The sequence below is a fragment of the Polaribacter butkevichii genome, from assembly GCF_038024105.1.
GTDB lineage: Bacteria > Bacteroidota > Bacteroidia > Flavobacteriales > Flavobacteriaceae > Polaribacter > Polaribacter butkevichii.
In genome coordinates, this window is the sequence record NZ_CP150661.1 from 2,418,520 (window position 1) to 2,430,120 (window position 11,601).

The following is an 11,601-nucleotide window of genomic DNA, read 5'->3' on the forward strand; positions in this document are numbered from 1 at the left end:
GGAATGATAATTTTAACAGAAACCTTTAGAATTTACCTAGAGGTACTCTTTTTAATTATACTAAGTAGAAGAATGTGAATACAAATACCCAAACTAAATCTACAAAGTGCCAATATAAACCTACTTTTTCTACCATTTCATAATGTCCTCTACGCTCGTAAGTACCTAGAACAACATTAAAGAAAATAATGATGTTAATTATAATTCCTGACAATACGTGAAAACCGTGAAAACCAGTTATAAAGAAAAAGAAATCGGCAAAAATAGTATTTCCATACTCATTTACATGCAAGTTAGCTCCTTCTACAACCAATTTTGTTTTAGCCAATTGAGCTAATCCTTCTTCTCTAGAAAGAATTATTTTTTGTTTTGTTGCCGGATCAATCAATTCAGAACGAATTTGTATATCTGGATTTGCTTTAAAAGAACTTTGAATTTGAGCTATCGAATAGTTAGCAATTGTTTCTTCTTTCTCGAACCACAATCCATTTTCTCTAGTTTGTTGTACTCTACCGTCTGCTCTTTCACCTACTACAAAATCTGACAATGCAATTTGGTGTCCGTCTTTTACAAATTGTAAAATTCTTCCATCAGTAGTTTTTACAGCACCATAAGAACCAGAAATAAAGTTTTTCCATTCCCATGCTTGAGAGCCAATAAAAATCATTCCAAAAATAATAGTAGCAAACATATACCATGCTACTCTTTTTTGTTTCATTTGATGACCTGCATCTACAGCTAATACCATTGTTACAGAAGAAACAATAAGTATAAAAGTCATTAATGCAACGTAATACATAGGTGCATGTACACCATGTAAACCAGGAAAGTGAGTAAATACCTCATCGGCAATTGGCCAAGAGTCTATAAATTTAAATCGTGTTAAACCGTAAGCTGCTAAAAATCCCGAAAAGGTTAATGCATCCGAAACGATAAAAAACCACATCATCATTTTACCATAACTTGCTCCAAATGGTTTTACACCACCACCGCTCCAAGTTTCTTTACCATCTGTAGGTATAGCAATATTTGCTTCCATATAATAATTTCTATTAATTAGTGTTCTTAGTTAGTGCGCCAAAAATAGCTATTTTTCATCACCTAATAAAATAGAAAAAGAAAAATAGATAAATCCATAGTATATCTACAAAATGCCAGAAGATTGTACCGAGTTCAAACCCAAGCATATTGTCTGATTTGTATTTGTATTTAAAATGATTATAAATAACAACTAATAGCACTATAATCCCTGCTAACAGGTGTAAAACGTGCATAAAAGTGATTCCTATAATAAAAGATGTTGATACCGTACTTTCTGGACCTGTAAAAAATAGGCCTACACTTTTTAGTTGATTAAAACCAACATATTGCTGCCAAACAAATCCTATTCCTAATAATAAGGTAACAACTACAAGTATTAAAGATAGTTGTCTTTTATCTTCTTTTAAGAATTTTTGCGACAAAAAAAGTGTTATACTACTTGCTACGATTAATACTGTACTTACATAAAATGCCTGAGGTAAATCAAAAGAAACCCAATCATCTCTTTCCATACTTATTACGTATGCACTTGTTAATCCTGCAAAAAACATCACCATACTAATCATGGAAATCCACAACATAGGTTTTGCAGATTTTCTCTTAGCAACCTTTAATTCTTGTTCTAATGTTTGTTCTACTATCATTATTAATGTAAAAATTTATCTACTACGTAGATTATTTGCACTAGTGTAATATACAAAACACTTGATAGCATTAGTTTTCTTGCATCAATGTTTTCTTCACTTTTATGTAATTTAATTCCAAAATACAACATATATATACCTAATAAGGCAACAATTACTGCTGTTGCAGGATATATATAAAATGCCCCAGATAGTTTTAAAACAGGCGAAGTAGATACTAATATCATAATTACCGTGTAAAAAATAATCTGTTTTACAGCTCCTTTATCTTTTAATCCCATAGGAAGCATATTAAAACCGGCTTTCTGATATTCTTCATGTTGTAACCAACCAATTGCCCAAAAGTGTGGGAATTGCCAGAAAAACTGAATCATAAATAAAAACCCTGCTTCCATACCAAACTGATTGGTAGCAGCAACCCAACCTAACATAAATGGGATAGCTCCTGGAATAGCACCTACAAAAACAGATAAAGGTGTTACAGATTTTAATGGTGTGTAAACACTTGTATATAAAAATATAGAAATAGCACCAAATAAGGCTGTTTTAGCGTTAATACTATATAAAATTGAAAGTCCAAAAATAGTAAACAAAATAGCAACAGTAAGTGCTACATTTACAGACATTCTACCAGTTGGTAAAGGTCTGTTCTGAGTACGTTTCATAATAGCATCGGTATCTTTTTCTATAATTTGATTAAATGCATTAGAAGCACCAACCATAAAAAAACCTCCTATTGCCAACAAAATAAGGGTAAAATAATCAATAATTTCTACACCCAACAAATAACCCGCAACAGAAGAAAACACAACACTTAGAGACAAACCAACTTTTGTGAGTTGCTTAAAATCTGAAATTATCGCCTGCATAGATATTTTATTGTCTGTAATTACTTTTGTTTCCATTTCTCAAAATAGTTTGCAAAGATATTTGATAATTATGACTTTACCACCATTTAATTAAGCTTTTAACTTTAAATAAAAAACCCACTCAATAAATTGAGTGGGAAAATTGCTATGAAAAAGAAAAAGTGTGACTTAATTAAAAATCACACTACAAAGATATATATAATATCGTTTATTTTTCACAAAAAAATATTAAAATTTAAAAATCGAAGTACCAATTAAATAAATCTGCTCTTACTCCTATAGAAAACCAAACATTTCCTCCTGATGGAAAACTCGTTAAAGGCGTATCTGAAGAGAAGTTTCTATAAGACAAACTAGCAAAAAGACTTGTATTGTTAGAAGGATTAATTAAATAATTACTTTGTACATCTGCAATAAAAATATTTGCAGTATTACCTTGCGCTATTTCTACACCTGTATCTCCTACACGATCATCATAAGATTGATAAATATCACCACCGTAACTTATTACTTGGTCTTCTAAATCAAATCCTTTTTTACCTACAATAATTTTAGCACTACCACTCCATCTGTCTTTTTTATATCTTGCAATTGCAATTGCTTCCCAAAAGTTAGCTCCCCACAAATGCCCAAGAGGTTGACTGTAGTTTCCGTAATTTAAAATGGGTGATTTATGTGCAAATGTGTACGGACGAGCACGATTGTACTCTAACTGTAAAAATAAGTTTTCAACCTTAAAGGCATCAAAATATTTTACACCTAATTGATAGGCATATTTATGTCTCCAATCACTTAAATCGCTAATATTTCCTACAGAAAATTCATCTACCACTAATTGAGAGTATAAAGAAACATTATCATTTAATTTATACTTACCTGTTAAACCAACAATGGCATTACCGGCATCTTCTCCTCTATTAAACTCTAAAGATCTATAAAATAAAACAGGGTTTAAAAAACCTGCATCTATTCCGTTTTCTCCTGCAGATATTGCAGTTTCAAAAAGACCTATATTTAACTTATCTGTTAGGTTGATACTTAAATAATGAGCTGCCACATATTTTCTTGCGTGTTCATTTGGGTCTGAAACTGCACTTAAAGAGGGCTCTGTATTCCACATCCAAATATTAGTGTATTGTATTTTCCAAAAATCAACCTTCATTTTTAAATACGTAGATGGCGAAGAAACATCTGATAAAATAAAAGATCTATATCCGTCTCCAATAAAGTTTTTACCATTACCAAACTGAAACTGCATGTACTTATTTGGTGTGTATGCTAAATATGCTTCTGCAACAGGATAATCGTGAGCATCTGTTTTAAAACCTTTTGTTTTACCTCTACCAGGAACCAATCCTTCAGAATTTTTAGGTCGTACATTGGCTGCTGTATTGGTTATAAAACTATTTACATATTCTGCAAACCTACCTTGACTTTCTGAATACGTGGTAGAAAATGAAAAATTCTTTCCAATCTCTCCGTTTACATTTACAATTCTAGAATTATTAAAAGTGTACGCTACATCAGAATTATCTTTTCCCATTTGAACATCAAACAATAAATCTACTGTTAACCAATAATCTTTCTTTTTTACTTGTAATAAATGTTCATTCCAAACTTTTTTACCCAACCAAGTTTCTTTATTTGGTTTTAAAAATTTTTTCTTCTCTTTGGTTAAGTCATAATACGGCATTATTTCATTGTACGTATAAGGTTTAGAGGCCGTATGTGTACCTTTTGCTTTGTGCAACGCATATTCATAATCTACATAACTTCTATGTGTAAATGGAATGTTTAGTTTACTATTATGTTCTAAAAAGGTAGAATCTGCAATTCTCTTTTTTTCTACAACATCTATTAAACTTTCTTTTTTAATTTCTAAGCGATAACTAGAGCTATCTACAATAGAATCATTAGATACTTTATTGACAGGAAATTTAATAGGCAATTCGAACTTCATTTCTATTGGATGATTATTATACCAACCAGGAGTAATTTTTGGTAAAACCATAAAAGCTCTTTTTACTTCTTCTCTTACTTCATTAAACGGCGTATTTACGTAGATTAACTTAAATTCTCCTTCTGCTGTAACTGCAAAAATAGTATTGGCAGTTCCTTTAAAACTTTCGTTTTTTGCAATTTCTGGAGTTTTAAATTCTGCAAAAAACAATTTTCTTGTTTGCGTATAGAAACAATCTTTTAACGATTGAATTTCTACACCTTTACAGGCCTCGAAAATTGGATATTTTTCTTCTTGAGCAAATAATATTGAGGGAAATAATAAAACTAGAAATACGTATTTTTTTATCATTCTATAACTTTATAATGGTGTTGTTTTTTAATTGATATTTTTGATTACTTTCTTTACAGATAGCAATTCCGTTTTTATTAAATTCTAACCGATGGCCGTACTCACTTACCCAACCTATTTGTTTAGAGGGGTTGCCAACTACAAGTGCAAATGGTAAAATTTCTTTAGTTACTACAGCTCCAGCACCAATAAAAGCATACTCGCCAATAGTATTACCGCAAACAATGGTGGCATTTGCACCAATACTTGCGCCTTTTTTTACTAAAGTTTTTTGATATTCATTTTTTCTTTTGATAGCGCTTCGTGGATTAATTACGTTTGTAAAAACCATAGAAGGACCTAAAAAAACATCGTCTTCGCAAATTACGCCTGTATAAATAGAAACATTGTTTTGCACTTTAACATTTTTACCTAAAATAACTTCTGGAGAGACTACTACATTCTGACCAATATTACAGTGATCACCTATAACACAATTAGACATAATATGACTAAAATGCCAGATTTTGGTATCTTTACCAATACTGCAATCGTTATCTATTACAGCCGTTTCATGTGCAAAATATTCTATCAAAATTAGTATCCTGAATTGCTGTTTTGTTCTTTATTAACTATTTCTTTAGAAGATGATGTACCTATTCTATCTACTCCTAAATCTATCATTTTTACAGCGGTTTCATAATCTCTTACACCACCTGCTGCTTTTACTTTTAAGGGTTTTGCATTTTCTATAATTAATTTCATAGTTTCAAATGTGGCCCCATTTGGTAAATTGTTTTCGGTTTTAAAAAACCCTGTTGATGATTTTACAAAAACATTTTCTGCATTTTCTTCACCAAAAACAGTAAAAACAATACTTTTAATTAACGACGAAATTACAACTATTTCTTTATTGGTTAAAGCAGCAACTTCAATTATCCACTTTACAACTTTATTGTTATCTAAAGCAAGAGCTATTCCCTTTGTAATTTCATTGGTAACTAAATCTATTTCGCCTCTTTTAAAAGCTTCATAATTTACAACAAAGTCTAACTCATCTGCACCTAAACTAATAGCTTCTTTAGCTTCTTTAATTTTTTCGTCTAATGAATAAGTTCCTTCGTGAAAGCCAATTACAGTACCTATTAAAGTTTTAGAAGAAGCTTTACCTAACATTTCTTTGGCTAAAGGAATGTATTTAGCACGAATCATGATTAATTTATAATCGAACAAAATAGCTTCTTTAATTAAATCGATCACTTTTTGTTGATTTTCTTCTTCCGTAAGATTCGCCTGACTTGCTGTTTTTAAGTAAGTAGCGTCTAAATATTGATTCATTTTCATTTTACAAAAATAATAAATAATAAAACGGATTCCATAAAAAACCCAACCTTTTGGTTGGGTTTTATTTTACTCTAAACGAAAAGCTATTGGTAAATTATATCTAACCTTAACCGTTCTACTATTTTGTTTACCAGGTTTAAATTTGGGTAACTTTTTAATAACTCTTAAAGCTTCTTTTTCTAAACCTTTATACGCTGTTCTAATCTTCACATCAACTATATCTCCTTTATCATCTATTACAAACTGCGTCTGTATTTTATGTTTGCCAGAACGTAAACCTATTTCAGTTGCCAACCCTACATCAAAATTACGTTGTACAAACTGTTTCATTTTTTTATCAAAACAAATCTTATTTTCTTTTTTTGATAAATTTTCACATCCTTTAAAAACAGGTGCATCTTCTATACTTACAAAATCTACATCTTCAATAAAGTCATCAATAACATAAACCTCAACAACTTTATCTATATTAATTAAAACAGGATCTTCTATTGGAGTATTATCAATAATTGTTTCAATAATAGTATTATCTCCTTTTATAACCTCATCTACAATAAATGGTGCTGCTTTTATAACCTTTACTTGAGGCACAACTTTAGGTTGTTTTGTAAAAAAAACATCTACATCTGGTTCTACATAAACAATTTTGTTTTTATCTGGTTTAAGAACAACTATTGTTTTCTGTTCGGTTTGGTATTCTAAAGTCACAAAGACTATAAAGAGTACTAATACAAGCCCTAACTGCATAAAAAGGTTAGAGAATTTTTCTAATTGTTTGGTTGGTAGTTTCTTGGTGTTTTTCATAATTAGAAAGTTTTTAAATGTTAAAACTTTGTTAAAACAATTAGCGTGCCACAAAAAAAAGCATCAAATTTCTTTGATGCTTTTAGGGTAAAATACTCTTTGTTGAGTAACTACATATTTTTTAAATGCTTTTCGGCAACTATTTCTAATTCATTATACCAATCTTGTCCAAATTTTCTTATCAAAGCTTGTTTTACAAACTTGTAAACAGGCACTTGTAATTCTTTACCCAACGTACAAGCATCGTCGCAAATTTCCCATTTATCATAATTTACAGCAGAAAACTCACTGTAGTCTTTTATTCTAATCGGGTATAAATGACAAGAAACTGGTTTTTTCCAATCGATTTCTCCTTGGTTATATGCTTCTTCTATAGCGCAAAGGGCTGTTTTCTTTTCATCAAAAATAACATAAGCACAATCTGCACCATTAATTAAAGGAGTTTCTAACTCTCCCCACTCACTGGTAACCCAAGTACCTTCTTTTTCAATAACATCAATACCTTCTTTTCTTAAAAAAGGTTTTACTTTAGGATAAATATCTTCTAAAATTTTTGTCTCTTCTTTTTCTAAGGGAGCACCGGCGTCGCCATCTATACAACAAGCACCTTTACAAGCAGATAAATTGCAAACAAAATCTTTTTCGATAATATCTTCTGAAACTATAGTTTTTCCAAGTTGAAACATATCGCAAAAATAGTGTTATTTTTTTCTATAACTTTACGTTTTCCTAAACTAAGTTGCCTAATTTTGCAAAAATTATAAAAATTATGAATTTTATTTTTAAAGAAGCCTTTACTGCATTTATGGTTTTGTTTGCTGTGATAGATGTTATTGGTAATATTCCTATTATTATAGACTTACGAAAAAAAGCAGGTCATATTCAGTCTGAAAAAGCAGCTATAATTGCAGGGATTATTATGATTATTTTTTTGTTTTTAGGACAAAGTTTATTAAAATTAATAGGAATTGACGTACATTCATTTGCTGTAGCAGGTGCCTTTATACTTTTCTTTATTGCTTTAGAAATGATTTTAGGAATTACGCTTTATAAAGACAATGAAGACGACGTAAATGCTATTACGGCCTCTGTTTTTCCTTTAGCTTTCCCTTTAATTGCTGGCCCAGGTAGTTTAACAACCTTACTTTCTTTAAGAGCTGAGTTTCATTTAGAAAACATTATAGTTGCTGTTTTAGCAAACGTTCTTTTAATTTATTTTGTATTAAAAACATCTTCTAAAATAGAACGTATAATAGGTCCTAACGGAATTCAAATAATTAGAAAGATTTTTGGTGTAATTTTATTAGCTATTTCTGTAAAATTATTTGCAGCAAATATTAAAGTCCTTTTTATTTAAATGATTTTTGATGTTTTAATTATAGGAGGAGGCGTTTCTGCAATGCAATGTGCGTTGGTATTAGGTTCTGCAAAAAACAAAGCTTTTGCAGCCGATAAAAATATTGGAATTATTATGCACCAAAGAGCGTCTCATTTACAAGACGCATTATTTAATAACGTACTAGGTTTGCCTCCTAAAACTTTAGGAAAAGATATTCTAATTAAAGGTAAAGAACAACTTGCTACCTTATACCCAGATGTACAACAAATAGAAAACGAAAAAGTTTTATCTGTCTTAAATATTAAAAATGGCTACCAAATAACAACCAACAATGCTACTTATTCTAGTAAAATTGTAATTGTTGCTTTAAATTATTCTAAACCATTTACAATAGAAGGTTTAGCTACTTTTATAGAACCTCATGGTAGTGCAAACACTTCTAAAGATAGAATTCAACTTAAAAATAAAAACCATCTTATAAAAGATGGCTTATACTGTTGCGGTACAATAGCTGGTTGCAGAAGCCAGTTTGCAATTGCTGCCGGTAGTGGTGCAAGTGTAGCTACAGAAATACTTACTATTTGGAACAATAACATCCCTACAAAAATACACGACAAAGTATGATGAAAATCATATTTTAAAGTCCTTTTAATTTTTAATTTTACAATAGAAAATCAAATTCCTGAGAATTTGATAATTCTAAAGCTATTTTTAAACAACAAAGTAAAAATTACACAATTTAAAAGGATTTCAAAATGGACGTTAAAAAAAACCCAAAACAACAGTTAGAAAATTATAGCAAGATTTTCTTACAAATAGGGTTAGTGCTAACCTTATTTATTACCTACACTTTAATTGAATATAAAACATATGAAAGGAATGATTTAAAAAGCTTAGGACAAGCCAATATGATCGATGATATGAAAGAAGACATTCCTATCATAGAAATGCAAGAAGTAAAACCACCACCAAAAAACACACCTCCACCAGTTGTAGAACAAATTACAGTTGTAGAAGATGAAAAAGAAATAGAAGAAACCGTTATAGAATCTACAGAAACAGATGAAACAGAAGGTGTAATTGTAAATACAGACGATATTGTAGAGGTAGAAGAAGTAGAAGAGGTAGTAGAAGATATCCCTTTTATCTTAATTGAAAACGTACCTGTTTACCCTGGATGTAAAGGAGATAACAAAGCCTTAAAAGACTGTTTTACAAAAAAAGTAACTGAGTTTTTTGGTAGAAAGTTTGATGTTAATTTAGCTAACGAATTAGGCTTACAACCTGGTAAAAAGAAATTATTTGTAATTTTTACAATTAACAAAAAAGGTAAAATAGCAAATGTTAGAGCTAGAGGACCACACCCTAGATTAGAAAAAGAAGTAGTAGAAATTATTAGTGCCTTACCTACCATGACTCCTGGAAAACAAAGAGGAACTCCTGTTGGTGTTAGTTACAGTATCCCTATTACTTTTGAAGTTAGAATTTAAAAAATAAGGCCCAGTTTATAACTGGGTTTTATTTTTTTTCTTTAAAGAATTAAAAACTAAGAAATTCACCTATTGAAGAGCCTTACAATGTTATCTATATTTGTAGTGTAATCTTTAACAAATATTATATCTTGATTTTAGATTATTTTAAAAATAAATTAGTGTATTTAGTCCCCCATAATTATATTAATAAAAAGCTAAACTACCCCCTTGTCGTTTAGCTTTTTTTTATGCATTATTTTTTATAATAAATAAAACACTTCTTATTCTTAAGCATTTGTAATTGCTTCAATTAACTGATCGAAATCTTTTGTTTTATCAAAAAAAGTACAGACTCCGTATTTTAAACAATAACTTTTAAGCTCTATACTTACAGAAAAAACAAACACTTTTGTTTCTATTTGTTTTTCTTTAAGCATTTTTAACAACTCAATACCGTTTCCATCAGGTAATTTTAAATCGAGTATAACTAAATCGTAATTAGTAGTAGAAAAAAGAGCAATTGCTTCTTGTAAAAATTCTGTTAAATGAATGTGTTTAATACCTTTATTTTTCTTAGCCGCATTAACAATACTCTTTCCTATAAAAGAGTTGTCTTCTACTATTAATAAATTACTTAAAGTTGATTTCAAGATAGGGGTATGATAGATGAATTAAAGGCAAGATAACTGCTTTCAACAGATATAAACGTAAGCAAAATGCTTATCATTTAATTATTTAAACCATCATTAGACTATAACAATTATCAAAAAATATACTTTTAATCATTAAAAAATAAGAAAATTACCTATTGAAAAAACTTACACTCTTATATATCTTTGAAGTGTAGTTATTTAAAATTTGTAAATCGTAAGATTACATAAATTAATAAAACTATTTTTGATAAAAATATTAATGTATTAAGCCCCCCCATAATGTATTAATAAAAAAGCTAAACTCCCCCCTTTGACGTTTAGCTTTTTTTATGCCTAATTTTTAAAAAAATAAGAAAATTACCTATTGAAAAAACTTATAATCTACTGTATCTTTGAAGTGTAGTTTATTTAAAATTTGTAAATTATAAGATTACAGGAATTAATAAAACTATTTTTGATAAAAATATTAATGTATTAAGCCCCCCCATAATATATTAATAAAAAAGCTAAACTCCCCCCTTTGACGTTTAGCTTTTTTTATGCCTAATTTTTAAAAAATAAGAAAATTACCTATTGAAAAAACTTATAACCTACTGTATCTTTGAAGTGTAGTTTATTTGAAATTTTAAAATAAACAAAAACTATTTTTGATAAAGAATATTAATGTAGTTACTCCCCCATAATTATATTAATAATAGAGCTAAACCACCCCCTTGTCGTTTAGCTTTTTTTATGCTTTGTAAAAAATAAAATACTTTTTTTTGGGGGGTTGGGTTACACGTTTGTAATAGCTTCTATTAATTTGTCAAAATCTTTTGCTTTATCAAAGAAAGCCAATGCACCATATTTTAAACAAAAAGTTTTAAGCTCTGTACTTACAGAAAAAACAAAAACTTTAGTTTCAATTTGTTTTTCTTTAAGAATTTTCAAAAGCTCTATTCCATGTCCATCTGGTAATTTTAAATCGAGTATTACCAAGTCAAAAATTGTATCCTCAAATAAAGAAATTGCCCCTTGCAGAGATTCTATTACATGAATATCTCCAATACTACTAATTTCATTAGCAGCATCAGTAATACACTTTCCTACAAAAGAATTGTCTTCTACTATTAATAAGTTATTTTTTATTGATTTCAATATAGGGC

General features: G+C 29.4%; 13 protein-coding genes. 3 read left to right on the forward strand and 10 right to left on the reverse strand.

What is annotated here, in order from left to right; translation table 11 throughout:
* Positions 1–55: 55 nt before the first annotated feature.
* The 8 genes from WG951_RS10260 to WG951_RS10295 form a co-directional block, all read right to left on the reverse strand.
* Positions 56–1,039 (reverse strand): cytochrome c oxidase subunit 3, encoded by a 984-nt coding sequence (locus WG951_RS10260; RefSeq protein WP_105049891.1) that lies wholly within the window; start codon positions 1,037–1,039, stop codon positions 56–58.
* Positions 1,040–1,097: 58 nt separating this feature from the next.
* Positions 1,098–1,685, reverse strand: coding sequence for a cytochrome c oxidase subunit 3 (locus WG951_RS10265; RefSeq protein ID WP_211296743.1), 588 nt, complete (start codon positions 1,683–1,685; stop codon positions 1,098–1,100).
* Positions 1,686–1,687: 2 nt separating this feature from the next.
* Positions 1,688–2,590: a heme o synthase gene (gene cyoE, locus WG951_RS10270; protein ID WP_105049890.1), complete on the reverse strand. Its 903-nt coding sequence runs from the start codon at positions 2,588–2,590 to the stop codon at positions 1,688–1,690.
* A 199-nt stretch (positions 2,591–2,789) separates the two neighbouring features.
* Positions 2,790–4,865, reverse strand: a complete 2,076-nt coding sequence (locus WG951_RS10275) for a gliding motility protein RemB (protein WP_105049889.1) — start codon at positions 4,863–4,865, stop codon at positions 2,790–2,792.
* A 1-nt stretch (position 4,866) separates the two neighbouring features.
* On the reverse strand, positions 4,867–5,439 hold the full coding sequence (locus tag WG951_RS10280) for an acyltransferase (protein ID WP_317044735.1): 573 nt from the start codon (positions 5,437–5,439) through the stop codon (positions 4,867–4,869).
* Positions 5,440–5,441: 2 nt separating this feature from the next.
* Entirely contained in the window at positions 5,442–6,188 is a 747-nt protein-coding gene (gene deoC / locus WG951_RS10285; protein WP_105049888.1) for a deoxyribose-phosphate aldolase, read from the reverse strand.
* 66 nt (positions 6,189–6,254) lie between these two features.
* Positions 6,255–6,992 carry an energy transducer TonB gene (locus WG951_RS10290; RefSeq protein WP_105049887.1) on the reverse strand — a complete coding sequence of 246 codons (738 nt, stop codon included), beginning with the start codon at positions 6,990–6,992 and terminating at the stop codon, positions 6,255–6,257.
* A gap of 110 nt (positions 6,993–7,102) precedes the next feature.
* The gene (locus tag WG951_RS10295) at positions 7,103–7,678 is read right to left on the reverse strand and encodes a DUF3109 family protein (protein WP_105049886.1); all 576 of its coding nucleotides are present in this window, start codon (positions 7,676–7,678) and stop codon (positions 7,103–7,105) included.
* 83 nt (positions 7,679–7,761) lie between these two features.
* Between WG951_RS10295 and WG951_RS10300 the strand changes: the two genes are divergently transcribed.
* The 3 genes from WG951_RS10300 to WG951_RS10310 all read left to right on the forward strand — a co-directional run bounded on the left by WG951_RS10300 (position 7,762) and on the right by WG951_RS10310 (position 9,821).
* Positions 7,762–8,349, forward strand: coding sequence for a MarC family protein (locus tag WG951_RS10300; protein WP_105049885.1), 588 nt, complete (start codon positions 7,762–7,764; stop codon positions 8,347–8,349).
* Entirely contained in the window at positions 8,350–8,955 is a 606-nt protein-coding gene (locus tag WG951_RS10305; protein WP_105049884.1) for an NAD(P)/FAD-dependent oxidoreductase, read from the forward strand.
* A gap of 131 nt (positions 8,956–9,086) precedes the next feature.
* On the forward strand, positions 9,087–9,821 hold the full coding sequence (locus WG951_RS10310) for an energy transducer TonB (protein WP_105049883.1): 735 nt from the start codon (positions 9,087–9,089) through the stop codon (positions 9,819–9,821).
* 269 nt (positions 9,822–10,090) lie between these two features.
* On the opposite strand, the gene WG951_RS10315 is transcribed toward WG951_RS10310, so the two are convergent.
* Positions 10,091–10,453, reverse strand: coding sequence for a response regulator (locus WG951_RS10315; protein ID WP_170062921.1), 363 nt, complete (start codon positions 10,451–10,453; stop codon positions 10,091–10,093).
* A gap of 777 nt (positions 10,454–11,230) precedes the next feature.
* Positions 11,231–11,593, reverse strand: coding sequence for a response regulator (locus WG951_RS10320; protein ID WP_170062920.1), 363 nt, complete (start codon positions 11,591–11,593; stop codon positions 11,231–11,233).
* Between the last annotated feature and the right edge of the window lie 8 nt (positions 11,594–11,601).

Coding starts and splice junctions, on each gene's coding strand:
- deoC (WP_105049888.1), bottom strand. CDS start 6,188: ATGAAAATGAATCAATATTTAGACGCTACTTACTTAAAAACAGCAAGT.
- cyoE (WP_105049890.1), bottom strand. CDS start 2,590: ATGGAAACAAAAGTAATTACAGACAATAAAATATCTATGCAGGCGATA.
- WG951_RS10260 (WP_105049891.1), bottom strand. CDS start 1,039: ATGGAAGCAAATATTGCTATACCTACAGATGGTAAAGAAACTTGGAGC.
- WG951_RS10275 (WP_105049889.1), bottom strand. CDS start 4,865: ATGATAAAAAAATACGTATTTCTAGTTTTATTATTTCCCTCAATATTA.
- WG951_RS10295 (WP_105049886.1), bottom strand. CDS start 7,678: ATGTTTCAACTTGGAAAAACTATAGTTTCAGAAGATATTATCGAAAAA.
- WG951_RS10300 (WP_105049885.1), top strand. CDS start 7,762: ATGAATTTTATTTTTAAAGAAGCCTTTACTGCATTTATGGTTTTGTTT.
- WG951_RS10290 (WP_105049887.1), bottom strand. CDS start 6,992: ATGAAAAACACCAAGAAACTACCAACCAAACAATTAGAAAAATTCTCT.
- WG951_RS10310 (WP_105049883.1), top strand. CDS start 9,087: ATGGACGTTAAAAAAAACCCAAAACAACAGTTAGAAAATTATAGCAAG.
- WG951_RS10265 (WP_211296743.1), bottom strand. CDS start 1,685: ATGATAGTAGAACAAACATTAGAACAAGAATTAAAGGTTGCTAAGAGA.
- WG951_RS10305 (WP_105049884.1), top strand. CDS start 8,350: ATGATTTTTGATGTTTTAATTATAGGAGGAGGCGTTTCTGCAATGCAA.